Source organism: Micromonospora sp. CPCC 205739 (assembly GCF_036906795.1).
In the GTDB taxonomy this organism is placed as follows: domain Bacteria; phylum Actinomycetota; class Actinomycetes; order Mycobacteriales; family Micromonosporaceae; genus Micromonospora.
Window position 1 is genome coordinate 214,109 of record NZ_JBAKHS010000005.1, and the last position, 25,335, is coordinate 239,443.

Consider the following 25,335-nt stretch of genomic DNA (forward strand, 5'->3'; position numbering starts at 1 on the left):
CGGTGCCCGGGGCCGCTCCCTTTCGATGGGGGCGGCCCTACCGGGCCACCGCTTTCCTGGTCTCCGGCGCGGGCAGGAAGCAGGCCAGTGCGCGCCCGCCGGCGTCGGTGACCACCCACGGGTGACCCACGTAGGTCTGCTGCCGGTACGACCGGCCCGGTTCCAGTACCGCGTACCGCCGCCGCTGGCCGTGGTAGTCGAGCCAGTACACGACGACCTGCCCATCGCGGTCGTTGACGAAGTCGACGAACGTCTCGGCACCACCACCGCTGGAGCGCAGCGAGCGTTCCTGCGATGCCGGCAGCGGCGGGAGCTCGTCCGATCGCGGCTGCGCCCGCGGCGTGGTCGACGGGCGGGAGCTGGTCGTCGTACCCCCGGTGGGAGTGCGCGGCCGGTCGGTGGGCGAGGCGGCGGGAGTGGGCGACCGCAGCGAGGCCCGGGTGGAGAGCGACACGGGCGCTCGGGAGAAGGTGGCGGTGGGCTGGGTCGCCGAAGGGGTGTCGTCCGCCTGATCGAGCGGGATGGTCGGCGCGGCGGCCGCCGGTCCCTCCTCCGGCCGTGGCGGCGCCGTCCAGATCGGCGACGACGCCACGGCCAGGGTGGCGAGCGCACCGACCACAGCGCAGCCCAGCAGCAGCGACCGCTTCGGGCCGCCGGGGCGGGGCGCCGGCTGGTGGGCCGCCGGCACCGACCGCTCCGGCCCGGGCGGTGGGCCGGCGCCGGGCCGCCCGTCCCGGGGTTCGATCGACGGGTACGGCGAAGGTGGCCCCGCCTCGCGCGGTGCGGGCAGCCAGCCGCCGATCCGGAGGGTGGTGTCGGGGTGGTGGGTCTCGTCGGACGGATCGGCCATGGCCCCGTTCCCGGGAAGCGCAGCCACCTTGGCCGGTGGCAGGGGAGAACCGATTATCGGCGGGCCAGGTCGTCGGCCGTCAATGGGTTGCGAGGTGGCGGACGGGACCATTTTGACCGGCGTTTTCGCGCCCTCCCGGTGCCAACGGTGAGGCGCGAACGGTCGATCGGCCATTTGTGCGCCACGCCGCGTCGATGATGTGACGGGTGCCCGCCGGACGGCGCTGTTTGCGCTTCGTCAGGCCACCGTCCATTGCACATAACAGATCGACCGGCGGTCGAGTGGGTTGTCCACAGGTCCTGCCGTTGTCCACAGGCGGCGGTGCGAGGGCGGCGGGCGGGGTGGAGCGGGGAGCAGGGTCTGGGCCAGCACCCCCGAGCCGGACCGCTGGAGGCCGCAATGCCACCCCGTACCTCACTGCCGCCGCACCGGCGGCTGCCGCTCCTGGTGACCTCGGACGGCGACCTCCTCGACGAACTGCTCCGGCTCGCCGCCGCAGGCGGTACGGAGGTCGAGCTTGCCGCCGATCCCGCCGCCGCGCGGGCCCGGTGGCTGCCCGCACCGCTGGTGCTGGTCGGCCGTGACCAGGCGCAGGCGTGCCTGCGGGCGAGGCTGCCCCGACGCCCCCGCACGGTCCTGGTCGGTCGCACCGGGGAACTCGACCCGGGATGGGAGATCGCCGAGCTGCTCGGCGCGGAGCACGTCGCCACCCTCCCGGCGGCCGAGCCCTGGCTGGTCGACCGGTTCACCGAGTGCGGCGCCGACCGCCCGTTCGGCGAGCCGGCACGGACGGTCGCGGTGCTCGGCGGCCGGGGCGGCGCGGGGGCCAGCGTGTTCGCCGGCGCCCTCGCGGTCACCGCCGCCCGGGCCCGCCTGCGCACCCTGCTGGTCGACGCCGACCCGCTCGGCGGCGGCCTCGACCTCGTCCTCGGCTGGGAGGAGCTGGACGGCCTGCGCTGGCCGGCGCTCACCGACGCCGACGGCCGGGTGGACGCGCCGGCACTGGTCCGCGCGCTGCCCAGCCGGGGTGACCTGGTGGTGCTCTCCTGGGATCGGGGAGACCTGCTGTCCCTGCCCGCCCAGGCGATGGCGGCCACGCTCGACGCCGCCCGCCGGGGCCGGGACTTCGTGGTGGTCGACGTGCCCCGCCAACTCGACGACGCGTCGGTGGTCGCCTTGCAGGCGTCCGACCAGGCGTACCTGGTCGTACCGGCCGAGCTGCGGGCGACGGCAGCGGCGGCCCGGGTGGTCGCCGCGGCGGCCCCGCACTGCGCCGCGCTCGGCGTGATCGTGCGCGGGCCGGCACCCGGCCGGCTGAAGGCGGCCGAGGTGGCGCGCGCCCTCGGCCTTCCGCTCGCCGGCACGCTGCGGCCCGAGCCGGCGCTGTGCCGGGGGCTGGAACGCGGCGAGGCACCGGCCGGGGCCGGGCGCGGCCCGCTCGCCGCGCTCTGCCGGCGGATCGTCACCGAGCTGACCGGCCTGCCCGTGCCGGGTGCGGCATGACCGGCCACCCCGACGACCTGTCGGCCCGGGTGCGGCAGCGGATGGCCGGCAGTGCCACCCCGGTCACCCCGGCCGCGATCGTCTCCGCCGTACGCGCCGAACCCACCGCCGCCGTCCTCGGTGACACCGCCGTGCTGCGGATGGCCGACCGGGTCCGCGACGACCTGGTCGGCGCCGGGCCGCTCGCTCCGCTGCTGGCCGATCCGCAGGTCACCGACGTGCTGGTCAACGGGACCAGGGTGTGGGTCGACCGGGGCGAGGGACTGCGCCAGGTGGCGGTGCCGCTCGGCTCCGTCGACGACGTACGGCGGTTGGCGCAGCGGCTCACCGCGGCCGCCGGCCGCCGGCTCGACGACGGCTCCCCGTACGCGGACGCGCGGCTGCCCGACGGCACCCGGCTGCACGCCGTGCTGCCCCCGGTGGCGACCGACGGCCCGTACCTCTCCCTGCGGACCTTCCGCCAGCGGCCGTTCACCCTCGACGAACTGGTACGTCAGGGCACCGTCCCGCGACCGGTCGCCCCGGTCCTGGCGGCCGTGGTGGCCGCCCGGCTGGCGTACCTGGTCACCGGCGGCACCGGCTCGGGCAAGACCACGCTGCTCAACACGCTGCTCGGGCTGGTGCCGTCGACCGAGCGGATCGTGCTGGTGGAGGACGCCGCCGAGCTGCACCCGGTGCATCCGCACGTGGTGGGGCTCCAGGCCCGGACGGCCAACGTCGAAGGCACCGGCGCGGTGGGCCTCAGCGAGCTGGTCCGGCAGGCGTTGCGGATGCGCCCCGACCGGCTGGTGGTCGGCGAGTGCCGGGGCGGGGAGGTGGTCGACCTGCTCGCCGCCCTCAACACCGGCCACGACGGGGGCGCCGGGACGTTGCACGCGAACACCCCGGCCGACGTGCCGGCCCGGTTGGAGGCGCTCGGCTTGCTCGGCGGGCTCCCCAGGGCCGCGTTGCACGCCCAGGTGACCGCCGCGCTCCAGGTGCTGCTCCAGGTACGACGAGGCCCGCGCGGCCGGGTGCTGGAGTCGATCTGTCTCCTGCTCCCGGAGGGGGCCGACCGCCTGGTCACCGTCGTGCCCGCCTGGATACGCGGGAGGGGGCTGGGTCTCGCCGGTCGGGCCCTCGCCACGCTGCTGCGGGACCGTGGCGTGGCCGTGCCGCCGATCCTGTGCGAGCCATGGCCCGGGTCGGCGGGGCCGGCATGAGTCTGCCGATCTGGCTGGTGGCGGCACTGCTGGTGTTCGCGGCAGCGGTGGTGGCCTGGCCGGCCCGCAGCAGCCGGCGGCGACGCCGCGCCCTGTTCGGCGTCGGCGCATCCGGGCAGCCCGTGCTCACCGCTCACGACGCCGAGCCGGTTCGCACTGCCTCCTCCGTCTTCCTGGCGTCCGAGCCCTCCACCCGGCTGTCGGCTGAAGCGCCCTCGCCTGGACCTGGCCTCTCGCCGTCTGCCGAACCAGCCTCCGCGCCCGCTGGTCCGCCATGGGCTGGCCCCGTCACACCGGCGACGACTGCGCCAGGCCCGCGCCGCATCGGCACGACGCAGGCGTCGAGCCAGCTCGCATCGGCCCCGGACCGCCGCTGCGCCGTGGCGACCGCGCCCATCGCGGGCCCGACCCCTTCTCCCATGGCCGGTGGCCGGCTCGCCAGTCCGGCGGCGGCTCTGACCAGGCCACCGTCGTTCCGCCCGCCCGGTCGGCGCGACTCCCGTCGACCGTCGGGACTGCTACGGCTCGGTGCGAGCGAGATCCGCCGACTGAACCACGCCGCCACCTCCCCGGGATCGGACGGCGTCCGCACCGCCGGACCGGCCGCCCGATGGTCGTGGCTCCTCCCGCCGCTGATCGGTCGCCCGCGCCGGACGCTTCTCCTGGTCGGACTCGTGGCAGCGGCACTGGGCGGGCTCGCCGCCGGGCCCGTCGCCGGGGTCCTCCTCGGCGGGTACGGCGTGCTCGGTGCCCGGGCCGTGCTCCGGCACCGGGCGACCCGGCACGCGGTCGGCCAGCGCCGTCGCCGGTTGGACCAGCTCTGCGGTCTCGCCGCCGACCTGCGGGCCGGCCTGCCCGTCCCGACGCCCGACGACGACGGCGACCGCCTCGGGAGCCTGACCCGGGCCGCCGTGCGGCTCGCCGACCGGACCGGTGCGCCGCTGGCCGAACTCATCGAACGGGTCGAGGCCGACGCACGGGCGATGGACCGGGGACTGGCCGCCGCCTCGGCCCAGGCCGCCGGCGCCAGGGCCACCGCCCTGCTGCTCGCCGCCCTCCCGCTCGGCGGGATCGGTCTCGGCTACGGCATCGGCGCCGACCCGGTGGCGGTGCTGCTGCACACCCCGGTCGGGGCGGCCAGCGCGGTTACCGCCATGGCGTTGCAGATCGCTGGCCTGCTCTGGGCCGAGCGGCTCGGTGGCACGCCGGACACGAGCGCCCGATGAACCGGCAGCACTGGATCGCGGCGTGTCTCGTCGTGGCGGCGCTGCTGCTGGCGGTCCGTACGCCCGGAGTCCGCCCCTCCCGACGGCTGCGCAGACTGGGTGGCCGGGCTCGATCGGCCGAAGACCGCCGTCCCCGGTGGTGGCCCGACCGGGTACGGCTGGGTGCCGGGCTGGCCGGAGTGGCGGTGGCGGTACTGCTCGGCGGGGCACCGGGTTGCCTCGCCGGGGTGGTGGCCGCGCTGGTGGCGGACCGCCTGCTCCGGCGGATCGAATCCCCCGCCGCCCGCGACCGCCGGCTGCGGGAGGCCGCGGACCTTCCCCTGGCCGCCGACCTGCTGGCCGCGGCGTTGCGCGCCGGCGCGCCGGTCGACCGCTCGGTGCTCGCGGTGGCCGACGCGCTCGGCGGACCGCTGGCCGAGCGGCTCCACCGGGTCGGCCGGACGCTGCTGCTCGGTGGGCAGTCCGACGAGGCCTGGTCGCATCTCGGCGCGGTACCGGGGGCGGACCGCCTGGTCACCGCCGCCATGCGCACCTCGCGCAGTGGGGCGGCGCTCGCCGGGGCGCTGACCCGGGTCGCCGACGACCTGCGGGCCGACCGGTCCACCGCCGCCGAGGCGGCGGCCCGCCGCGCCGGCGTGCTCATCGTGCTGCCGCTGGGGCTCTGTTTCCTACCGGCCTTCATTCTCGCCGGCCTGGTGCCGGTGATCGTCGCCGTCCTCGGCGACGTCCTCTGATCCACCATCGAGAAGGGACACGCCAGTGCGCAAACTCCTCGCCCGGCTCCGCGGGGACGCCGGGATGAACACCGCCGAGTACGCCGTCGGCACCCTCGCCGCCGTCGCCTTCGCGGGCATCCTGCTCAAGGTGCTCACCTCCGGCAACGTGCAGTCCGCCCTGACTGCGGTCATCGACCGGGCGTTGAAGTGAGCCGGCGCCGGCTGGCCGGCCGTGACCGGGGTTCGTTCACCGCCGAGCTGGCGGCCGGCCTGCCGGCGCTGCTCCTGCTCCTGCTCGCCGGTCTTACCGCGGTCGACGCGGTCACCACCAAGGCCGCCTGTCTGGATGCGGCCCGGGAGGCGGCGCTCGCCGCCTCCCGGGGCGAGAGCGGCACGGCGGCCGGGGCGCGGATCGCACCACCAGGGGCGGACGTCTCGGTGAGGGTGGACGGCGACCGGGTCACCGCGACGGTGCGGGCACCGGTCCGAGCGCTCGGCGCCCGCCTGCCCCGGATCACCGTGGCGGCCACCACGGTCGCCGCCGTCGAGCCGGGCTCCCCGGCGGCGCAACCGTGAGGCGGGCGCGGTCCGTGGTCGTCGGGCTCCGCAGAGGGCGGGCCGTGATGCCCTCGCGATCCCGGGTCGTCGGGCTTCCCGGCGCTGCCGCGACGCGGGGGCGGTCCGGGCTTCCCGGCGGCGCAGCCCTGACGCTGAGGCGACCCGGTGCGTCCGACCGGGGTGGGGCGACGGTGTGCCTGCTCGTCGTCGGCCTGGTGTTCGTCCTGGTCGGGGTCTTCGGCGCGGCGATCGGCACCGCCCGGACGGCTCGGCACCAGGCCCGGGTCGGTGCCGACTTCGCGGCGCTCGCCGCAGCGGGCTGGGCGCTGGACGGTGACGGGGTGGCCTGCGCGGCGGCGGCCGAGTTCGCCCGGGCCAACGGCGCATTCCTGGCCGGTTGCCACCTGGACGGCCTCGACGTGCTGGTGACCGTGGAGGTGCCGGTCACCCCGCTGCCCGGCTTTCACCGGGTGGCCACGGCCACCTCGCGCGCCGGCCCAAGCCGCGACTGACCGGGGCCGACCTGATCAGCGGACGCGGTAGCGTTGACAAGCGAGGGCACGAGCCGTGCGGCGGCACGCCGGCCGGGCGCGCGCCCACAGGACGCACCCCGGCCGGTCAACTGGTCAGCGGCTCTGCAGCGCGTCCAGCCCGATCGCCATCGCGATCACCAGGCGGCGGTCCACCTGCGGGTTCTGCACCTCGACGACGTACTTGTCGCGCAGGCCCCACTTCTTGACGACCGAGAAGACCGGCTGGCCGTCGGCGACGAAGTCGAAGTGGTACGGCAGCCAGGACAGCGAGTCCACGAAGCGGCGCAGCAGCGCCACCGGCAGGCTCCGCTCCTGACCGGTGATCTGCGGCAGGCCGGCCTGCTCGACGTGCCAGGTCGAGCGCAGCAGCGACTGGGCGAAGTCCTTGCGGAACTGCCCGATCGGGGTGCCGGCCGCGTCGGTCACGTCGTACGTGGCGCCGAGGTCGAGCCGCTGCCGTGCCTTGAACCCGAGCAGGGGCTGCTGCTTCGAGTCGTCGGTGTAGATGGTGACCTGCTCCTTGAAGGCGAGCCGCTTCTGCTGCGCGAACGCCAGCAGCTCCCCCTCGGTGCCGTCCGGGGCCACGGCGCGGACCTCGTACTGGTTGACCATCATCCGGATCCGCTGCCGGACGTGGAACTGGTGCTGCGTCTGCAAATTGTCGAGCTGCATGTATGTCTCCTCCGAAGTGTGCGCCGGAGTCTCGCACAACCTGCGGCTCAGCGTCCGCCCTCGACCGTCGCCTTCAGCGCCCAGGCGTTGAGCACCTGGTGGATACCGCGTAGCCGCTCGTTGATCTGTTCGAGGCGTTCCGCCTGCGCCAGGCCGGCCAGGGCGATACCCAGGGCGATCTGCTGGTCGGGGGTGAGCTTCTCCTGGTCGATCGTATAGAGCAGGTCGACGGTTTCGGCGATGGTGTCGGCCACGGCTCCTCCTCCGGTACGGCAATGGCGGGTTCGGCTGGTGTGGTGAGCGCTACCGGTGGACCGAAGGGCGTCCATGGAAGCGCTCCCACTCATCAATGCCCACCGGTCGACCCGGTCATGCACGTGTCCCGGATAGCGAACGGACTCAGCTCGCGCCCTTAAGTGACCTCGGCGTCCGTGCCGGACCGCGCGTCGGTCCGATCGTCCTGACGCGGCAGGAGCGGCGCGGCCGGCAGCTCGACCGCCGCGGGTGCACCCTCACCCGATCCGGCCGGCACGCCACCGTCGGGCAGGTTGGCGAGCACCACGTCGAGGACCCGGACGGCGTCCGGCTTGGAGAGCGGGTTGTTGCCGTTGCCGCACTTCGGCGACTGCACGCACGACGGGCAGCCCGCCTCGCAGCCGCACTCGGCGATCGCGTCCCGGGTGGCGCACAGCCAGGCCGCCGCCGTCCCGTACGCCCGCTCGGCGAAGCCCGCCCCGCCCGGGTGCCCGTCGTACACGAAGACGGTCGGGGCCTCGGTGTCCGGGTGCACGGCGGTGGAGAGACCGCCGATGTCCCAGCGGTCGCAGGTGGCCATCAGCGGCAGCAGCCCGATCGCGGCATGCTCGGCGGCGTGCAGTGCGCCCGGAATGTCGGCGGCCTCCACCCCGGCGGCGGCCAGGGACTGCGGGGAGAGGGTGAACCAGACCGCGACGGTGCGCAGTTCCCGGGCCGGCAGGTCCAGCGGCCGGGTGTCGATCACCTCGCCGGAGGCGATCCGCCGCCGCTGGTACGACACCACCTGGCTCGTCACGTCCACCTCGCCGAGGAAGAGCCCGACCGGCCCCGCGTCCACGTACGAGCGCACCGACACCACCGACAGCGAGGTGACGTCGCGGGCGTGGGTGGACCAGTCCGGCTCCTCGGCGTGCACCAGCGCGCACCCGTCGTCGAGGTCGAGCGAGTCGACCACGTACGAGACGCCCTGGTGCAGGTAGACCGCGCCGGGGTGGATGAGGAAGTGCGAGGAGCCGCCGTCGACGGTGCCGAGCAGCCGACCGGTCGAGGCCTCCACCACGCAGACCGGCGCGCCGCCCTCGCCGCGCAGGTCCACCTCGGGCCGCTCCCGGTGCCGCCAGTACCAGCCGGTGGGCCGCTGCCGCAGCGCCCCCGCCGCGACCAGTTCCTCGACCGCCTCCTTCGCGCCGTCGCCGAACAGCTCCAGGTCGGCCGGGGTGAGCGGGGCCTCCGCCGCCGCGCAGGCGAGCTGCGGGGCGAGCACGTACGGGTTGGCCGGGTCGAGCACGGTCGCCTCGACCGGCCGCCCGAACAGCGCCTCCGGGTGGTGCACCAGGTAGGTGTCCAGCGGGTCGTCCCGGGCCACCAGCACCGCTAGGGCCTCGTCGCCGGAGCGGCCGGCCCGCCCGGCCTGCTGCCAGAGCGACGCCCGGGTGCCCGGCCAGCCGCAGATCAGCACGGCGTCCAGGCCGACCAGGTCGACGCCGAGTTCCAGCGCGTTGGTGGAGGCGAGGCCGAGCAGGTCGCCGTGGAGCAGGGCGCGTTCCAGCTCGCGCCGCTCCTCGCGCAGGTAGCCGGCGCGGTAGGCGGCCACCCGGTCGCCGAGCCCGGGGACGGCCTCGTCGAGCGCGCGCCGCGCGTTCGCGGCCACCACCTCGGCGCCCTTGCGGGACCGGACGAAGGCGAGGGTGCGTACCCCCTCGGCGACGGTGTCGGCGAGCAGGTCGGCGGTCTCCCGCAGCGCCGAGCGGCGGACCGGCGCGAGGTCCACGGCCTGCTCGGACGAGGGATCACGCGGCAGCAGCGGCGGTTCCCACAGCGCGAAGGTCACCCCGCCGCGCGGCGAGGTGTCCTCGGTGACGGCCGCCACCGGCAGGCCGGTGAGCCGCCCGGCCGCCGCCGCCGGGTCACCCGACGTCGCCGAGGCCAGCACGAAGACGGGGGTACGGCCGTACTTGGCGCACTGCCGCCGCAGCCGGCGCAGCACGTGCGCGACGTGCGAGCCGAACACGCCCCGGTAGGTGTGGCACTCGTCGATCACCACGTACGCCAGCCGGCGCAGGAACCCGGACCAGTGCGCGTGCCCGGGCAGGATGCCGTGGTGCAGCATGTCCGGGTTGGTCAGCACGAACCGGGAGTGCCGGCGGATCCACTCCCGCTCGGCGCGCGGGGTGTCCCCGTCGTAGGTGGCGGGGCGTACCCCGTCGAGTTCCAGGCCGGCGACGGCGCGGAGCTGGTCGGCGGCGAGCGCCTTGGTCGGAGCCAGGTAGAGCACGGTGGCCCGGGGGTCGGCGAGCAGGGTGGCCAGCGCGGGCAGCTGGTACGCCAGCGACTTGCCGGACGCGGTGCCGGTGGCCACCACCACGTGCCGCCCGGCGTACGCCAGCTCGGCGGCCTGCGCCTGGTGCCGCCACGGCGCGACCACGCCGCGCCGGGCGAACGCCGCCCGCAGGTCCTCCGGGGCCCACTGCGGCCACGGCGCGGGCTCGCCGGGACGGGCCGGGACCCGCTCGACGTGGGTGACCGGGTCGTCGCCCTGGCGGGCGCGCAGCCGGCGCAGCAGGTCGCCCGGCGCCGCCGTCGGCGGTCGCTCGGGGCCCGGACCTGCGGATACGGTGGCTGCGGGATTCACGTCCTGAACTCTCGCACTGGTGTTCGGAGGTGTTCAACTCCGGGCCTGGGTAAGAGGAAGCCTCCGCCGGTGACCAGAGGCCGTCTCGGCGGGGATGGTTAGATGCCCAGGAGAGTTTACGGCTCTCGGAGGAGGACTGATGGAGCTGTCGCTGGCGACCCGCACGGTGGGGGAGCACACGGTGCTCGAGGTCGGCGGTGAGGTGGACGTCTACACCGCCCCCCGACTGCGCGAACGGCTCCTCGAGCTGATCGACGCCGGCAACCGGCGGGTGGTCGTCGACCTCGGCCGGGTGGACTTCCTCGACTCGACCGGCCTGGGTGTGCTGGTCGGCGCCCTGAAGCGGCTCCGTTCGGCCGGTGGCTCGTTCGCCCTGGTCTGCGACAAGGAGCCGCTGCTCAAGATCTTCCGGATCACCGCGCTGGACCAGGTGTTCCCGCTGCACCCCACGGTCGAAGCGGCGATCGCGGCGGACCCCACCGGCGCCGGCGCGTGATGGCGACGGTCCGACTCTCCTTCTCGCCGGCTCCGGTGCACGTGCGCACCGCCCGTCTGGTCGGCGTCGCGGTGGCCCGCCGGGCCGGGGTGCGCGAGAACCTGCTCGACGAGGTGCGCCTGGCGATCGGTGAGGCGTGCACCCGGGCGGTCGCCCTGCACCGGCAGTACGGGCTGCCCGACCCGGTGCTGGTGGAGATGTCCGACTCCGGGGCGTACTCGGTGCGAGTGGTGGACCGGGCGCCGATCGAGGCCGGCATCGGCCTGGCCGCGTTGAACGCCGACGACCTGGCCAACGAGTCGCTGACCGACGAGGCGCTGACCACCGGTGTCGGCTTCGCCCTGCTCGCCGGTTTTGTGGAGGACCTCCAGGTCCGCCCGGTCGACGAGGGCGTCGGGACCGAGGTCCGGATGGTGTGGCCGGTCGGCCGCTGACCTTCGCATTCCGCTGTCGAGGCCGTGACCCTTCGGGGTCGCGGCCTCGACGCGTTGATGGGCCCCTATATCAGATTTTTCCTCATAACACAGTTACGAAGATCATCCGGACACGGTGTCCCCCGGATGTGACCTCTGACACTCGGCAGGGCTACAGTACCGGGGTTGTCAGCAAGTGATCCTTCCCGCAACCAGCGGGTATGTGCGTTCATCGCTGGTCCGGTGGGGTGGGTTGGGGCGCTTGCGCAACCGCATCCAGGCGTCGGGTCAGTACGTCCGCTGGCCGGCGCGACAGTGTTCGGTACAGGAGGACATAGATGTCCGGGACCTTGGCCGCCGAAGGCGGCGCGCTGTCCCTTTCCGGAGGAAACCTGACGTACGTCGTCATCGCCGCGGTCATCGCGCTGGTGGCACTCGTCTTCGCCGCCGCCTTGACCAAGGCCGTGCTGGCAGCCGGTAAGGGCACCACCAACATGCAGGAGATCTCCGGGGCGGTACAGGAGGGCGCCTCCGCGTACCTGCTCCGGCAGTTCAGGACGCTGGCGATCTTCGTCGTCGTCGCCGTCGTGCTCCTCTTCCTGCTGCCGGTGCACGACACCGACGGCAGCGAGCTGGCGGTGAAGATCGGCCGGTCGGCCTTCTTCGTGGTCGGTGCCCTGTTCAGCGCGTTCATCGGTGGCGCCGGAATGTGGCTGGCCACCCGCGCCAACCTGCGGGTCGCCGCGGCGGCCCGCGAGGCCGGCGGACGCGAGGCCGCCATGAAGATCGCCTTCCGCACCGGCGGTGTGGTCGGCTTCCTCACGGTGGGGCTCGGTCTCTTCGGCGCCGCGATGGTCGTCATCGCCTACAAGGGGGACGCGCCGACGGTGCTGGAGGGCTTCGGCTTCGGCGCCGCCCTGCTGGCCATGTTCATGCGGGTCGGCGGCGGCATCTTCACCAAGGCCGCCGACGTCGGCGCCGACCTGGTCGGCAAGGTCGAGCAGGGCATCCCGGAGGACGACCCGCGCAACGCGGCCACCATCGCCGACAACGTGGGCGACAACGTCGGCGACTGCGCCGGCATGGCCGCCGACCTGTTCGAGTCGTACGCGGTCACCCTGGTCGCGGCCCTGATCCTCGGCCGCGCCGCGTTCGGCGAGGACGGCCTGGTCTTCCCGCTGATCATCTCCACCATCGGGGTGCTCGTCGCGATCATCGGCGTCTTCATCACCCGGCTGCGCGTCTCGGACCGCAGCGGCCTGACCGCGATCAACCGGGCCTTCTATCTCTCCGCGGTGCTCTCGGCGGCGCTGGTGGCGGTCGCCGCGTACCTCTACCTCCCGGCGACCTTCGCCGAGCTGGAGGGCGGCCTCACCGACGTCGACGAGAACCCGCGGCTGGTGGCCATCGGCGCGGTGGTGATCGGTATCGTGCTGGCCGCCGCCATCCAGGCGCTGACCGGCTACTTCACCGAGACCAACCGGCGCCCGGTGCAGGACATCGGCAAGAGCTCGCAGACCGGCGCAGCCACCGTCATCCTGGCCGGCATCAGCGTCGGCCTGGAGTCGGCGGTCTACTCGGCGCTGCTGATCGCCGCCGGCGTCTTCGGGGCGTTCCTGCTGGGCGGCAGCTCCATCACGCTGTCCCTCTTCGCGGTCGCGCTGGCCGGCACCGGCCTGCTCACCACCGTCGGCGTGATCGTCGCGATGGACACCTTCGGCCCGATCTCCGACAACGCCCAGGGCGTGGCGGAGATGTCCGGCGACATCGACGAGGACGGCGCCCGGATCCTCACCGAGCTGGACGCGGTCGGCAACACCACCAAGGCGATCACCAAGGGCATCGCGATCGCGACGGCGGTGCTCGCCGCCACCGCGCTGTTCGGCTCGTACACCGACACCCTGCGCAGCGCGTACTCCGACGCCGGGGTCGGGGACGTCGGCACCGAGATCCTCAACTCGCTGAACGTCTCCAACCCGCGCAACCTGGTCGGTCTGATCATCGGCGCGGCGGTGGTGTTCCTCTTCTCCGGCCTGGCCATCAACGCGGTCTCCCGCTCGGCCGGCGCCGTGGTGATGGAGGTGCGCCGGCAGTTCCGCGAGCTGCCCGGGATCATGGACCGCACCCAGCGCCCCGAGTACGGCAAGGTCGTCGACATCTGCACCCGGGACGCGCAGCGCGAGCTGATGACTCCCGGCCTGCTCGCCATCCTCGCGCCGATCGCGGTCGGCTTCGGCCTCGGGCCCGGCGCGCTGGCGGCGTACCTGGCCGGGGCGATCGGGGCGGGCACGCTGATGGCGGTCTTCCTGGCCAACTCCGGTGGCGCCTGGGACAACGCCAAGAAGCTGGTCGAGGACGGCGCGTACGGCGGCAAGGGCTCCGAGGCGCACGCCGCGACCGTCATCGGCGACACCGTCGGCGACCCGTTCAAGGACACCGCCGGCCCGGCGATCAACCCGCTGATCAAGGTGATGAACCTGGTCTCGCTGCTGATCGCGCCGGCCGTGGTGGCGTGGAGCGTCGGCGACGACCGCAACACCCCGCTGCGGCTGACCATCGCGCTGGTGGCGACGCTGATCGTGGTGGCCGCGGTGGTGTTCAGCAAGCGCAAGGGCGTGGCGATGGACTCCTCCGACGGCGGCTCCGGGGCGGGCAGCCCGGAGCGGGCGGAGACGGTCAACGCCTGACCGGTGACACCACGGGTTCCCGGCCGGCCGACCGCCGGCCGGGAACCCGTCCGCCGCAGCCTGGGGGCGGCAAACCTGAGCGGTGGCGCATCGGCGCGGAGGCCGTACGCTGCAACGCATGCGTACGTGCCGGGCGACAGCCGCCGGAAAGCTCACGGTGGTCCTGGCCACGCTCGTGCTCGCCGTCGCCGCCTGCGGTGGCGGGCCCACTCCGCGCGCCTGGGCCGCCTCGGTCTGCGAGGCGCTCACCCCGTGGCGGGCCGAGATCAGCAAGCTGACCAGCAGCACCGACCAGCAGATGACCGCGCAGACCACCCCGGCGCAGGCGAAGGAGAACCTGGTCCGGCTCTTCGCCGGCGCGGCCGACGCCAGCGAGACGGCCCGACGCAGGGTCGCCGACGCCGGTGTGCCGGAGACCGAGCACGGCGAGGAGATCTCCCGGGGGTTCCAGACCACCCTGGAGAAGGTGCGGGACGCGTACGGGCGGGCCCGCGACACCATCGACGGGCTCGGCACCGGCGAGCCCACCACCTTCTACGACGGCGTCAAGGCCACGGTCGAGACGCTCACCAAGGAGTACGACGCGAGCGCGCTGGACACCAGCCGGCTCAACGATCAAGAGCTCAAACAGGCTTTTCACGAGGTTCCGGAGTGTCGCTGACCCCTCCTGACTCACCCCCCGAACCGGTGCGCCAGCTCTCGCTGTTCGGCACCGAGGCGGCGGACCCGTCCGTCGCCGACCTGGCCGGCCTGCTCGCCGGCCCCGGTGACGTGGGCCGGATGGGCCGGACCGCTCGGCTGTCGATCGTGGTCGACGCCGCCTGGCGGGTGCACGTGCTCGTCGCCGAGCTGGCGGCGCGCGGGCTGGCCGCCAGCTGGGAGGCGACCGAGGGCCGGCGCTACGCCGTGCGCACCTCGTACACGCGGACCCTGGCCCCGCTGGCGATGGCCTGGCTGACCGACGTCGGCCGCAAGCGCCCACCCGGGGGCTTCCACCTCAACGGTCGCCGACTGCGGCTCTGGCTGGCCGCCGCCGGCGCCGCCGACCCGGCGGGCTTCCTGCTGCGCCTCGGCGACGGCGACCAGGAGTGGTGGCCGACGGTGCGGACCGCGCTCGCCACGGTCGGGCTGCCGGGGGCCCTGCTCGACCCGGGCGAGGGCGGCCCGGCGTACCGGATCACCGGCCGGCGGCGGGTGACCCGGCTGGCGGAGCTGGTCGGTGACCGCCCCCCGGCCGCGCCCCCGGCCGACTGGCCCGCGCTCCCCGCCTGACCGCCCGCCCCGACCAGGGGCCGGCCGGATTCCCGCGCTGTAAGATCGACTTCGGTCGACCCGTCCGACGCCGCCGCCTCGGCGGGAAGGTCCGGGCCGGGCCGGGCCGGCGGGCGCGCCGCCGAGGTGTCCGATCGGGGACAGCCGGGCGGCGGCTCGTCCGGTAAAACGGCTCGGTGACCCTCGGCCGAGGGTCCGCCATCGTCACAGTGTTCCGCCTCCGGCCATACCCACGGTGTACGGTGGCGCCGTCCGGCCCGTGAAGCCCGCGCGGCGCCGTGGCGCCCGCCGCGCGGAGGCTGTTTGCCGCCCGCGAAACCCGAAACCCCGGCGGCGCGTTACGTTGGACATCCGGACCGCCGGTGGTCCGGTGGGGTGCAACACGGCCCGAATCGGGCATGGAGCAGGAGTGAGGTCGGGGAGAGACGTGCCAAGTAACGCTGGAACCACCCGTCTGGTCATCGTCGAGTCACCGGCGAAGGCCAAGACGATCTCGGGCTACCTCGGCCCGGGATACGTCGTGGAGGCCAGCTTCGGCCACGTCCGGGACCTCCCGCGCAACGCCGCCGACGTGCCGGCCAAGTACAAGGGCGAGGCCTGGGCCCGGCTCGGGGTGGACGTCGACAACGGCTTCCACGCGCTCTACGTGGTCTCCGCCGACCGTAAGCAGCAGATCAGCAAGCTGGTGAAGCTGGCCAAGGAGGTCGACGAGATCTTCCTGGCGACGGACGAGGACCGCGAGGGCGAGGCGATCGCCTGGCACCTGGTGGAGACCCTCAAGCCCAAGGTGCCGGTCAAGCGGATGGTGTTCCACGAGATCACCAAGCCGGCGATCCAGGCGGCGGTGGCCAACCCCCGCGAGATCGACCGCGACCTGGTCGACGCCCAGGAGGCGCGCCGCATCCTCGACCGGCTCTACGGCTACGAGGTCTCCCCGGTGCTGTGGAAGAAGGTCATGCCGAAGCTCTCGGCGGGCCGGGTGCAGTCCGTGGCGACCCGGATCGTGGTCGAGCGGGAGCGCCAGCGGATGGCCTTCCGCACCGCCGAGTACTGGGACATCCTCGCCACCCTGGCGGTGGCGAACGCCGGTGAGGGCCCGCGCAACTTCAACGCCACCCTGGTCGCGCTGAACGGCGACCGGATCGCCACCGGCAAGGACTTCGAGCCGACCACGGGTCGGGTGAAGCCCGGCGCCGGGGTGGTCCACCTCGACGAGGGCGGTGCCCGGGGTCTCGCGGCTCGTCTCGAGGGGCGGCCGTTCACCGTCACCCGGGTCGAGGAGAAGCCCTACCGCCGCCGCCCGTACGCGCCGTTCATCACCTCCACCCTCCAGCAGGAGGCGGCCCGCAAGCTGCGGTTCTCGTCGCAGCAGACGATGCGCACCGCGCAGCGCCTCTACGAGAACGGCTACATCACCTACATGCGTACCGACTCGGTGAACCTGTCGGAGACCGCCATCTCGGCGGCCCGCCGGCAGATCGTCGAGCTGTACGGCGAGCGCAGCGTGCCGCCGGAGCCGCGCCGCTACACCGGCAAGGTGAAGAACGCGCAGGAGGCGCACGAGGCGATCCGCCCGGCGGGGGACAACTTCCGCACCCCGGGCGAGGTGGCCAAGGAGCTGTCGGCCGAGGAGTTCAAGCTCTACGAGCTGATCTGGCGGCGCACCATCGCCTCGCAGATGACCGACGCGGTCGGCTCCAGCGTCTCGGTGCGCATCCGCGCCGTCTCCTCCGCCCAGGAGGAGGCCGACTTCGGCGCGACCGGCAAGACCATCACCGACCCGGGCTTCCTGCGGGCGTACGTGGAGTCGAGCGACGACGAGAACGCCGAGGCCGAGGACGCCGAGCGCCGGCTGCCCACCCTGGTCAAGGACCAGCCGCTGACCGCCGACGAGCTGGCCGCGCAGGGCCACCACACCCAGCCGCCGTCGCGCTACACCGAGGCGTCGCTGGTCAAGGCGCTGGAGGAGCTGGGCATCGGCCGCCCGTCGACGTACGCGTCGATCATGCAGACCATCCAGGACCGCGGGTACGTCTTCAAGCGCGGCCAGGCGATGATCCCGTCGTTCCTGGCGTTCGCGGTGATCGGGCTGATGGAGCGGCACTACCCGCGCCTGATCGACTACGACTTCACCGCCAGCATGGAGAACGAGCTGGACGAGATCGCCGGCGGCGACCACGCCTCGGTCGACTTCCTCACCTCCTTCTACTTCGGCAGCGCCAACGGCACCGGCGACCAGGCCATCGCTCACGCCGGTGGCCTGAAGAAGCTGGTCACCGAGAACATCACCGACATCGACGCGCGTAGCGTCAACTCGATCCCGCTGCACACCGACGACGAGGGCCGCGAGGTCGTCGTCCGGGTGGGCCGGTACGGGCCGTACCTGCAGCGGGCGGTGCCGGGCGAGCAGCCCGCGCCCGCCGCCGAGGGCGAGGAGGGCGGCGGCCAGGGCGACCGTGCCCCGATCCCCGAGGGGCTGGCGCCGGACGAGCTGACCCCGGAGAAGGTGCGCGAGCTGTTCCTGGGCGGCGGGGGCGAGCGCAAGCTCGGCGACGACCCGGCCACCGGCGAGCCGATCCTGCTCAAGTCCGGCCGGTTCGGCCCGTACGTGGCCAGCGGCGAGCGCAAGTCCTCGCTGCTGCGCTCGCAGACGCCGGACTCGCTCACCCTGGACGAGGCGCTCAAGCTGCTGAGCCTGCCCCGGCTGGTCGGGGTGGCCCCGGACGGCGTCGAGGTCTTCGCCAACAACGGCCGCTTCGGCCCGTACGTCAAGCAGGGTGACGAGTTCCGCTCGCTGGACTCGGAAGACAAGATGTTCACCGTCACCCTGGACGAGGCGCTGGCGCTGCTGGCCGCCCCGAAGACCCGCCAGCGTCGCGCCGCCGCGCCGCCGCTGCGGGAGATGGGCGTCGACCCGCTGACCGAGAAGCCGCTGGTGATCAAGGACGGCCGGTTCGGGCCGTACGTGACCGACGGCGAGTTCAACGCGTCGCTGCGTCGGGGTCAGACCCCGGAGGAGCTGACCATTGAGCAGGCCTCCGAGATGCTGGCCGAGAAGCGGGCGAAGGGCCCGGCGCCGAAGAAGAAGGCGGCGGCCAAGAAGGCCCCGGCGAAGAAGGCGGCCCCGGCGAAGAAGACGGCCGCCGCCGCCAAGTCGACCGCGGCCAAGAAGACCACCACCGCCAAGACGACGGCGGCCAAGAAGGCTCCGGCGAAGAAGGCGGCCCCGAAGAAGGCGGCCAGCACCACCGAGTGACGCACCCCGGGCGCCTCGGCGCCCGGGGATCACTCAGCCGAGGACGCGGTCCAGGTGCGGGTTGCTGAAGAGGCGGTCGGGGTCCAGCCGGTCGCGGACCGCCCGGAAGTCGCCGAACCGGGGGTACGCGGGGGCGAGCGACGCCGCGTCCCGGTAGTGCAGCTTGCCCCAGTGCGGCCGGCCGCCGAGCTCGGTCGCCGCCTCCTCGAAGGCCCGGAAGTACGGCTCGTACGGCATGCCGACGTACTGGTGGATCGCCACGTACGCGGACTCCCGGCCGTAGCCGTGCGACAGCCAGATGTCGTCGGCGGCGGTGAACCGCACCTCGACCGGGAAGAGCACCTTGAACGGCAGCCCGTCGACGATCCGCCGGAGGGCGTCGAGGGCGGCGGGCAGGGCGGCGCGCGGCAGGCCGTACTCCATCTCCACGAAGCGGACCCGGCGCGGCGTGCAGAAGACCGTGTCGGAGCGGCCGGTGTAGGTGCGTTCAGTGAGCGCGCGGGCGGAGACCGCGCTGATGGTCGGGGCCAGCGCCGGCGCGGCGCGGCCCAGCCGGCAGGCCCCGGCGAAGACGGTGTTGGCGAGGAGGTCGTCGTCGAGCCAGCCGCGCCACCGGGGCAGCGGCCGGTCGTCGGCGGGCACCCGGTCGTTGGTCTTGACCTGCATCCGAGCGGTGTAGGGGAACCAGTAGAACTCGACGTGGTCGTGCGCGTCGATCAGCGTCGGCAGCTCGGCGAGCACCGAGTCCAGCGGCGCCGGGCGCTCGTGGGCCCGCAGTACGAAGGCGTCGACGCAGCGCAGCGTCACCTCGACCAGCACGCCGAGCGCGCCGAGGGAGACCCGGGCGGCGGCGAAGACGTCCGGCCGCTCGTCGGCGGAGCAGCGCAGCACCTCGCCGGTGCCGGTGACCAGGGTCAGCCCCGCGACGAAGGTGGAGAGGCAGCCGTAGGCGGCTCCGGTGCCGTGGGTGCCGGTGGAGATGGCGCCGGCCACGGTCTGCGCGTCGATGTCACCGAGGTTCGGCAGCGCCAGCCCGTGCGTGGCGAGCAGCGCGTTGAGCGCCCGCAGGGTCATCCCGGCGGGCACGGTGACCAGGCGCTGTTCCCGGTCGACCCGGACGTCGGTGGCCAGGGCGGTCAGTTCCAGCCGCCGTCCGTCGGCCACCGCGATCGGGGTGAACGAGTGGCCGCTGCCGACGACCCGGATGCGTTCGCCCGCCGTGGCGGCGTCCCGGACGGCCTCGGTGACACCGTCGAGCGTGGTGGGGCGCAGGATGGCGGTGGCGATGCTCTGCTGGTTGCCGGCCCAGTTGGACCATGCGGTGGCGGTACCGGCCATCGGCGCGCTCCTCGACATGAATATGAACTGACTTCATATCAGGAACGTTGTCGCTGGTAAATACCGCAATCGAGGTCCGCTCGTTGTACCGGTAGTCACGGACTCGTGACATGCAGATATGTTCTTCCGTCGAAGGGGGGTGGCGCCGAGTGTCCACACCAGCCGCCACGACCGGGCCGCTGCGCCGCGTTCCGGTGCAGGGTCGAAGTGTCGCGCGGGTCCAGCGGATGTTGGACGCCTGTGCCGAACTCGTCGACGAAGTGGGGTACGAGGGGCTGACCACCACGCTGCTCGCCGAGCGTGCCGAGGTGGCGATCGGGTCGGTCTACCAGTTCTTTCCGGACAAGCGGGCGATCGTGCAGGCGCTGACCCTGCGCACGATGGAGTCCTACCTGCAGCGGCTCGACGAGCGGTTCGCCTCGGACGACCTGACCCACTGGTGGGACGGCGTCGACGCGGGCATCGACGAGTACATCACGATGCACCGCACGGTCCCGGGGTTCCGTACCCTGCACTTCGGCGACGTGGTCGACCTGCACCTGCTCGATGAGCAGCGGGACAACAACGGCGTGATCGCCGACCAGTTGGCCCGGGTGCTGACCGAGCGGTTCGGCATGACCGACGAGCCGCGGCTGCGGTTCTGCCTGGAGATCGCCGTCGAGGCCGCGGACGCCCTGATCAAGCTGGCGTTCCGCCGCAAGCCCGAGGGGGACGAGCGGGTCCTCGCCGAGGCCAAGGCGCTGATCCGCGAGTACCTGCACCGGCACGTCGACGCCACCGCGGCCGTCCAACCCGGCTGACGGCCCGCCCGGCCCGCCCGGGCGGCCCCGGTCAGAGGAAGGCGTGCCCCTCGCCCCGGTAGGTGGGGACGGTGCCGACCACCTCGTCGCCGGAGACCAGGTGCAGCTCGTTGACGTGCTCGCAGAGTTCGCCCGCCTTGGCGTGCCGGAACCAGACCCGGTCGCCGACCCGCAACCCGGCGGCCGCCGCACCGGCCACCGGGGTCTGCACCTCACCGGCTCCCTCCGTGCCGACCAGCGTCAGCCCGGCCGGCAGCCAGGGCCGGGGCAGGCGACTGCGCTCGGCCGGGCCGGAGGCGATCCAGCCCCCGCCGAGCACGGTGGCCAGCTGCGGCGTCGGCCGGCGGACCACCGCGCAGGCGAAGAACGCGGCAGGGCTCGGCTGCCAGGCGCGGTAGGTGTCGAAGAGCGTCGGACCGTACAGGCCCGATCCCGCGGTGACCTCGGTGACCGCGGGATCGGCGCTGGTGGCTGCCACGCTGCCGGTGCCGCCGCCGTTGACGAACTCCAGGTCGGCGTGTTCGCGTACCGCCGTCACCGCCGCAGCCCGGCGGGCCAGCAGCTCGCGGTACGACCCGCGCTGCGCCAGCCGGATCGCGGCGCCCAGAGCGGCCCGCCCCGGCGGGGCGTCGCCGAGGCCGGCGATCTGCGCCTCGTACGCCATCAGCCCGACCAGCCGGAAGCCCGGCCGGGCGGCGACGGCGGCGGCGAGCGCGCCGGCGGCCCGGGCGCTGTGCACCGGTGAGCGGCGCACCCCGACGTGCACCCGCCCGCCCAGCGGCCGCCAGGAGGCGTCCAGTTCGAGGCAGACCCGCAGTTCCGGCCGGTTGCCGGGGGCGCGGACCGCGTCGATCAGGTCGAGCTGTTCGGTGCCGTCGACCATCAGGGTGACCGCCGCGGCCAGCGCGGGGTCGGCGGCCAGCTCGGCGAGCGCCGCCCGCTCCGCTGTCGGGTATGCGACCAGGGCGTCGTCGGTCACCCCGGTGCGGACCAGCCAGATCGCCTCGGACAGGGTGAACGCCATCACCCCAGCCCAGCCCGGCCGGCCCAGCACCCGGCTGGTCAGCTCCCGGCAGCGGATCGACTTGCTGGCGGCGCGCAGCGGTTTGCCGCGGGCCCGGTCGACCAGCGCGGCGGCGTTGGCATCGAAGGCCGTGAGGTCGACCACGGCGTAGGGCGGGTCGAGGTGGGCGGTCGCCGATTCGAGGCGCTCGCGCAGGGTGTCGCTGTCGATGGCCACGGGTGCACGCTAACTGTCCGGGATAGTAATGCGAAATACCCTCATGTACCGCCGGGCTGCGGTCGCTGGTCCCGGCGGCCTACGCTCGGCGAGCAGGAGAATGTCGCCGGTGGGGAGGCCCCCCACCGGGACTAGAGTGTTCCACCGAGACTGCCCAGCGTTGGGCCGGCACGTGGAGGTACGGCCATCGAAAGCCAGAAGAACGGCGAGTCGCCCGGCGTGTCGGCGTCCGGGGCGCAGTCCGGAGCCCAGACCGACCGGTCCGGCGCGGCCGCGATCCGTTCGGTGCTGCGCATCCGGCCGTTCCGCCGGCTCTGGATCGTGCTCGGCGCGGCGTCCTTCGGTGACTGGCTCGGCCTGCTCGCCACCTCCGTCTTCGCCGCCGCCCAGGTCTCCGGCAGCACCGCCAAGGGTGCCGCCTTCGGCACGCTGATCGCGGTCCGGCTGCTGCCGGCGCTGGTGCTCGGCCCGGTGGCCGGCGTGCTCGCCGACCGCTTCGACCGGCGCTGGACGATGGTCATCTGCGACCTGCTGCGCTTCGTGCTCTTCGCCTCGATCCCGCTGCTCGCGCTCACCGGGGCCAGCGGTGGCGTGGTGGTCACCTGGGCGGCGATCGCCACCTTCCTGATCGAGACGATCACGCTGCTCTGGATCCCGGCCAAGGAGGCCGCGGTCCCCAACCTGATTCCGCGCGCCCGGCTGGAGACCGCCAACCAGCTCACGCTGATCACCACGTACGGCCTGACCCCGGTGGCCGCCGCGATCGCCCTGGCGGTGCTCGACCGCAGCGTCCGCGCGGTGACCGGCGGCGAGATGCCGGGCTGGGCCGAGCCGGCCCAGCTCGCCCTCTGGTTCAACTCCTTCTCCCGGCTGGCCACCGCGCTGGTGGTCGCCTTCGGCATCAAGGAGATCAGCCAGGCGCAGACCAGTGAGCGGGAGCGCACCGAGCAGAGCATGATGCGCCAGTTCACCGAGGGCTGGAAGTTCATCAAGCAGACCCCGCTGGTACGCGGCCTGGTGCTCGGCATCTTCGGCGCGTTCGCCGGCGGCGGCATCGTGATCGGCACGGCCAAGTTCTTCGCGGCCTCGCTCGGCGCCGGCGACGCCGCCTTCTACATGCTCTTCGGGGCGATCTTCATCGGCCTCTCCATCGGCATCGGGCTCGGCCCGATGGTGGTGCGGGACATGTCCCGCCGCCGCTGGTTCGGCATGAGCATCGTGCTGGCCAGCGCCTCCGTGCTGGTGCTCGCCTTCGCCATCCACCTGTCGATGGCCATGCTCGGCGCGATCCTGGTCGGCGCCGGGGCCGGGATGGCCTTCCTCGCCGGCACCACGCTGCTCGGCGGCGAGGTCGCCGACGAGGTGCGCGGCCGGGTCTTCGCGGTGGTGCAGATCGGCACCCGGCTGGTGCTGATCCTGGCCATCGCGCTGAGCAGCCTCCTGGTCGGCGTCGGCGGTTCCCACAAGCTGACCATCGCCGACCTCGGCGTCTCCGTCTCCTCCACCCGGCTGCTGCTGCTCGCGGCCGGCGCCGCCGGCATCTTCGCCGGGATCAGCGCCTTCGGGCAGATGGACGACAAGAAGGGCGTGCCGGTCCTCGCCGACCTCTGGGGCTCGATCCGGGGGCGTCCGCTGATGCCCGCCGAGCCCTTCGTCTCCACCGGCCTGTTCGTCGTCTTCGAGGGCGGCGAGGGCGCCGGCAAGTCCACCCAGCTCGACCGGCTCGCCGAGCGGCTGCGCGAGCAGGGCCGGGACGTGGTGGTCACCCGCGAGCCGGGCGCCACCGGCGTGGGCGAGCGGATCCGCTCCCTGGTGCTCGACAACGCCGGCGCCGAGGCCCCCTCGCCGCGCGCCGAGGCGCTGCTCTACGCCGCCGACCGGGCGCACCACGTCGCCACCGTGGTCCGTCCGGCGCTGGTCCGGGGTGCCGTGGTGATCAGCGACCGGTACGTCGACTCTTCCCTGGCCTACCAGGGCGCCGGCCGTACGCTGCCGGTCGAGGAGGTCTCCTGGCTCTCCTCGTGGGCCACCGGCGGGCTCAAGCCCGACCTGGTGGTGCTGCTCGACGTCGACCCGCACACCGGCCTGTCCCGGGTGGCCTCCCGCAACCAGGGCACCGACCGGCTGGAGGCCGAGTCGCTCGCCTTCCACGAGCGGGTCCGGTACGCCTTCCTCGACCTCGCCGCCAACGACCCGAAGCGCTACCTCGTGCTGGACGCCTCCCGCCCGGCCGACGAGATCACCGCCCTGGTCGCCCGCCGGGTCGACGAGTTCCTGGTGGACCCGTCCGCCATCGTGCACCCGCGCCCCGCCCAGGGGCCGGACACCTCGGTGCAGCCCGAGTTATCCGACGCGGAGCTGGTGACGATGGAGCATCGGACCTGATGCCGGACGTCTTCGCCGATCTGGTCGGCCAGGACGAGGCGGTCGCGACCCTGCGCCACGCCGCCGCGGCGGCCGCTGCGGTGCTGCGCGCCGCCCACCCGGCCGGTGTCGGAGCGGGTCGGACCGCCGTCGACGCGTTCGCCGAGGAGGCCGAGGGGCAGTCGGCGGTCGACCCGAGCGCGGGGATGACCCACGCCTGGATCTTCACCGGTCCGCCCGGCTCCGGCCGGTCGGTGGCCGCGCGCGCCTTCGCCGCCGCGCTCCAGTGCGCGTACGGCACCGGCTGCGGCGAGTGCCCCGGCTGCCACACCACGATGACCGGCACCCACGCCGACGTGCGCCTGGTGGTGCCTGAGGGGCTCTCCATCGGCGTCGGTGAGATGCGCGCGCTGGTGCTCCGCGCAGCCAGCACTCCGTCCGGCGGGCGCTGGCAGATCGTGATCATCGAGGACGCCGACCGGCTCACCGAGGCCGCCGGCAACGCCCTGCTCAAGGCGATCGAGGAACCGCCGCCGCGGACCGTCTTCCTGCTCTGCGCCCCGTCCACCCACCCGGACGACGTGTCGGTGACCATCCGGTCGCGCTGCCGGGTCGTACCGTTGCGGCAGCCGCCGGCCGCCGCGGTGGCCGAGGTGCTGGTGCGCCGGGACGGCATCGCGCCCGACGTGGCGCAGTGGGCGGCGGCGGCCGCGCAGGGGCACGTCGGGCGGGCCCGGCGGCTGGCCCGCGACCCCGAGGCGCGGCAGCGGCGGGACGCGGTGCTGGCGGTGCCGCGCCGGCTGACCGGCGTCGGCGCCGCGCTCGACGCGGCGTCGGCCCTGATCGAGGCGGCCGAGGCGGAGGCCGAGGCGTCCGTGGCCGAGGCCGACGCAGCCGAGCGGGCCGCGTTGCAGACCGCGCTCGGCGCGGGCGGCACCGGCCGGGGCGCGGCCGGGGCCATGCGCGGGGCCGCCGGGCAGCTCAAGGACCTGGAGAAGCGGCAGAAGTCGCGGGCCACCCGCGCCCAGCGGGACGCGCTGGACCGCGCCCTGGTCGACCTGGCCGGCTTCTACCGGGACGCGCTCACCATGGCGCTGCGCGCCCCGGTGGCCCCGGTACACACCGACACCGCCGCCCTGGCCGAGGCCGGCGCGCAGAAGTGGGACGCCGAGGGCGCGCTGCGGCGGCTGGAGGCCGTACTGGAGTGCCGGGCGGCGATCGAGGCGAACGTCAAGCCCCGGATCGCGGTCGAGGCGATGATGCTCTCCCTCTGGAAGGGATAGTTCCCCCTGTCCACAGGCATCGACAGGTGTCGTGGACGT

Annotated in this window: 21 protein-coding genes and 1 pseudogene; 16 read left to right on the forward strand and 6 right to left on the reverse strand. The window is 74.1% G+C overall.

Features of this window, described 5'->3' with window-relative positions:
• Positions 1 to 37 precede the first annotated feature (37 nt).
• Positions 38 to 850 carry a VHL beta domain-containing protein gene (locus V6U88_RS11315; RefSeq protein WP_334452239.1) on the reverse strand — a complete coding sequence of 271 codons (813 nt, stop codon included), beginning with the start codon at positions 848 to 850 and terminating at the stop codon, positions 38 to 40.
• 399 nt (positions 851 to 1,249) lie between these two features.
• Here V6U88_RS11315 and ssd point away from each other — a divergent pair, with 399 nt between their 5' ends.
• The 7 genes and pseudogenes from ssd to V6U88_RS11350 all read left to right on the forward strand — a co-directional run bounded on the left by ssd (position 1,250) and on the right by V6U88_RS11350 (position 6,567).
• Positions 1,250 to 2,353, forward strand: coding sequence for a septum site-determining protein Ssd (gene ssd, locus V6U88_RS11320; RefSeq protein ID WP_334452241.1), 1,104 nt, complete (start codon positions 1,250 to 1,252; stop codon positions 2,351 to 2,353).
• The gene (locus tag V6U88_RS11325) at positions 2,350 to 3,555 is read left to right on the forward strand and encodes a TadA family conjugal transfer-associated ATPase (protein WP_334452243.1); all 1,206 of its coding nucleotides are present in this window, start codon (positions 2,350 to 2,352) and stop codon (positions 3,553 to 3,555) included. Before ssd ends, V6U88_RS11325 begins: the two co-directional genes overlap by 4 nt.
• A 401-nt stretch (positions 3,556 to 3,956) precedes the next feature.
• Positions 3,957 to 4,781: pseudogene (locus V6U88_RS11330) on the forward strand (hypothetical protein); the annotation flags it as partial.
• On the forward strand, positions 4,778 to 5,515 hold the full coding sequence (locus V6U88_RS11335) for a type II secretion system F family protein (protein WP_334452245.1): 738 nt from the start codon (positions 4,778 to 4,780) through the stop codon (positions 5,513 to 5,515). The pseudogene V6U88_RS11330 and the gene V6U88_RS11335, both read left to right, overlap by 4 nt.
• Positions 5,516 to 5,579: 64 nt before the next feature.
• Positions 5,580 to 5,708: a DUF4244 domain-containing protein gene (locus V6U88_RS11340; RefSeq protein WP_208418639.1), complete on the forward strand. Its 129-nt coding sequence runs from the start codon at positions 5,580 to 5,582 to the stop codon at positions 5,706 to 5,708.
• Positions 5,705 to 6,073 carry a TadE family type IV pilus minor pilin gene (locus V6U88_RS11345; protein WP_334452260.1) on the forward strand — a complete coding sequence of 123 codons (369 nt, stop codon included), beginning with the start codon at positions 5,705 to 5,707 and terminating at the stop codon, positions 6,071 to 6,073. Before V6U88_RS11340 ends, V6U88_RS11345 begins: the two co-directional genes overlap by 4 nt.
• 134 nt (positions 6,074 to 6,207) lie before the next feature.
• Positions 6,208 to 6,567: an Rv3654c family TadE-like protein gene (locus tag V6U88_RS11350; protein WP_334452369.1), complete on the forward strand. Its 360-nt coding sequence runs from the start codon at positions 6,208 to 6,210 to the stop codon at positions 6,565 to 6,567.
• 114 nt (positions 6,568 to 6,681) lie between these two features.
• On the opposite strand, the gene V6U88_RS11355 is transcribed toward V6U88_RS11350, so the two are convergent.
• The 3 genes from V6U88_RS11355 to V6U88_RS11365 form a co-directional block, all read right to left on the reverse strand.
• On the reverse strand, positions 6,682 to 7,260 hold the full coding sequence (locus tag V6U88_RS11355; RefSeq protein WP_334452262.1) for a hypothetical protein: 579 nt from the start codon (positions 7,258 to 7,260) through the stop codon (positions 6,682 to 6,684).
• Positions 7,261 to 7,307: 47 nt separating this feature from the next.
• Positions 7,308 to 7,514: a hypothetical protein gene (locus tag V6U88_RS11360; protein ID WP_334452264.1), complete on the reverse strand. Its 207-nt coding sequence runs from the start codon at positions 7,512 to 7,514 to the stop codon at positions 7,308 to 7,310.
• Positions 7,515 to 7,672: 158 nt separating this feature from the next.
• Entirely contained in the window at positions 7,673 to 10,147 is a 2,475-nt protein-coding gene (locus V6U88_RS11365) for a DEAD/DEAH box helicase (protein ID WP_334452266.1), read from the reverse strand.
• Between the two features lie 139 nt (positions 10,148 to 10,286).
• On the opposite strand from V6U88_RS11365, the gene V6U88_RS11370 reads away from it, so the two are divergent.
• The 6 genes from V6U88_RS11370 to topA all read left to right on the forward strand — a co-directional run bounded on the left by V6U88_RS11370 (position 10,287) and on the right by topA (position 18,271).
• Positions 10,287 to 10,643, forward strand: coding sequence for an STAS domain-containing protein (locus V6U88_RS11370; RefSeq protein WP_334452268.1), 357 nt, complete (start codon positions 10,287 to 10,289; stop codon positions 10,641 to 10,643).
• The gene (locus V6U88_RS11375) at positions 10,640 to 11,077 is read left to right on the forward strand and encodes an ATP-binding protein (RefSeq protein WP_334452270.1); all 438 of its coding nucleotides are present in this window, start codon (positions 10,640 to 10,642) and stop codon (positions 11,075 to 11,077) included. The genes V6U88_RS11370 and V6U88_RS11375 overlap by 4 nt, the downstream gene beginning before the upstream one ends.
• A gap of 317 nt (positions 11,078 to 11,394) precedes the next feature.
• Positions 11,395 to 13,743 (forward strand): sodium-translocating pyrophosphatase, encoded by a 2,349-nt coding sequence (locus V6U88_RS11380; RefSeq protein WP_334452273.1) that lies wholly within the window; start codon positions 11,395 to 11,397, stop codon positions 13,741 to 13,743.
• 118 nt (positions 13,744 to 13,861) lie between these two features.
• The gene (locus tag V6U88_RS11385; protein ID WP_334452275.1) at positions 13,862 to 14,404 is read left to right on the forward strand and encodes a hypothetical protein; all 543 of its coding nucleotides are present in this window, start codon (positions 13,862 to 13,864) and stop codon (positions 14,402 to 14,404) included.
• 26 nt (positions 14,405 to 14,430) lie between these two features.
• Positions 14,431 to 15,015 (forward strand): hypothetical protein, encoded by a 585-nt coding sequence (locus V6U88_RS11390; RefSeq protein WP_442934615.1) that lies wholly within the window; start codon positions 14,431 to 14,433, stop codon positions 15,013 to 15,015.
• 427 nt (positions 15,016 to 15,442) lie between these two features.
• The gene (gene topA, locus V6U88_RS11395) at positions 15,443 to 18,271 is read left to right on the forward strand and encodes a type I DNA topoisomerase (protein WP_334452279.1); all 2,829 of its coding nucleotides are present in this window, start codon (positions 15,443 to 15,445) and stop codon (positions 18,269 to 18,271) included.
• Positions 18,272 to 18,304: 33 nt separating this feature from the next.
• Here the strand turns inward: topA and V6U88_RS11400 are convergent, their stop codons facing one another.
• Complete coding sequence (locus V6U88_RS11400) at positions 18,305 to 19,609, reverse strand: D-arabinono-1,4-lactone oxidase (protein ID WP_334452281.1); 1,305 nt, start codon at positions 19,607 to 19,609, stop codon at positions 18,305 to 18,307.
• 227 nt (positions 19,610 to 19,836) lie between these two features.
• Here V6U88_RS11400 and V6U88_RS11405 point away from each other — a divergent pair, with 227 nt between their 5' ends.
• Positions 19,837 to 20,409 (forward strand): TetR family transcriptional regulator, encoded by a 573-nt coding sequence (locus V6U88_RS11405; RefSeq protein ID WP_334452283.1) that lies wholly within the window; start codon positions 19,837 to 19,839, stop codon positions 20,407 to 20,409.
• Positions 20,410 to 20,440: 31 nt separating this feature from the next.
• On the opposite strand, the gene V6U88_RS11410 is transcribed toward V6U88_RS11405, so the two are convergent.
• Positions 20,441 to 21,649: an amino acid deaminase/aldolase gene (locus tag V6U88_RS11410; protein WP_334452285.1), complete on the reverse strand. Its 1,209-nt coding sequence runs from the start codon at positions 21,647 to 21,649 to the stop codon at positions 20,441 to 20,443.
• Between the two features lie 285 nt (positions 21,650 to 21,934).
• Between V6U88_RS11410 and tmk the strand changes: the two genes are divergently transcribed.
• Positions 21,935 to 24,034 (forward strand): dTMP kinase, encoded by a 2,100-nt coding sequence (gene tmk, locus V6U88_RS11415; RefSeq protein ID WP_334452371.1) that lies wholly within the window; start codon positions 21,935 to 21,937, stop codon positions 24,032 to 24,034.
• Positions 24,034 to 25,296: a DNA polymerase III subunit delta' gene (locus V6U88_RS11420; protein ID WP_334452287.1), complete on the forward strand. Its 1,263-nt coding sequence runs from the start codon at positions 24,034 to 24,036 to the stop codon at positions 25,294 to 25,296. Before tmk ends, V6U88_RS11420 begins: the two co-directional genes overlap by 1 nt.
• Positions 25,297 to 25,335 lie beyond the last annotated feature (39 nt).

Coding starts and splice junctions, on each gene's coding strand:
- V6U88_RS11315 (WP_334452239.1), bottom strand. CDS start 850: ATGGCCGATCCGTCCGACGAGACCCACCACCCCGACACCACCCTCCGG.
- ssd (WP_334452241.1), top strand. CDS start 1,250: ATGCCACCCCGTACCTCACTGCCGCCGCACCGGCGGCTGCCGCTCCTG.
- V6U88_RS11325 (WP_334452243.1), top strand. CDS start 2,350: ATGACCGGCCACCCCGACGACCTGTCGGCCCGGGTGCGGCAGCGGATG.
- V6U88_RS11335 (WP_334452245.1), top strand. CDS start 4,778: ATGAACCGGCAGCACTGGATCGCGGCGTGTCTCGTCGTGGCGGCGCTG.
- V6U88_RS11340 (WP_208418639.1), top strand. CDS start 5,580: ATGAACACCGCCGAGTACGCCGTCGGCACCCTCGCCGCCGTCGCCTTC.
- V6U88_RS11355 (WP_334452262.1), bottom strand. CDS start 7,260: ATGCAGCTCGACAATTTGCAGACGCAGCACCAGTTCCACGTCCGGCAG.
- V6U88_RS11370 (WP_334452268.1), top strand. CDS start 10,287: ATGGAGCTGTCGCTGGCGACCCGCACGGTGGGGGAGCACACGGTGCTC.
- V6U88_RS11380 (WP_334452273.1), top strand. CDS start 11,395: ATGTCCGGGACCTTGGCCGCCGAAGGCGGCGCGCTGTCCCTTTCCGGA.
- V6U88_RS11385 (WP_334452275.1), top strand. CDS start 13,862: ATGCGTACGTGCCGGGCGACAGCCGCCGGAAAGCTCACGGTGGTCCTG.
- V6U88_RS11400 (WP_334452281.1), bottom strand. CDS start 19,609: ATGGCCGGTACCGCCACCGCATGGTCCAACTGGGCCGGCAACCAGCAG.
- V6U88_RS11405 (WP_334452283.1), top strand. CDS start 19,837: ATGTTGGACGCCTGTGCCGAACTCGTCGACGAAGTGGGGTACGAGGGG.
- V6U88_RS11420 (WP_334452287.1), top strand. CDS start 24,034: ATGCCGGACGTCTTCGCCGATCTGGTCGGCCAGGACGAGGCGGTCGCG.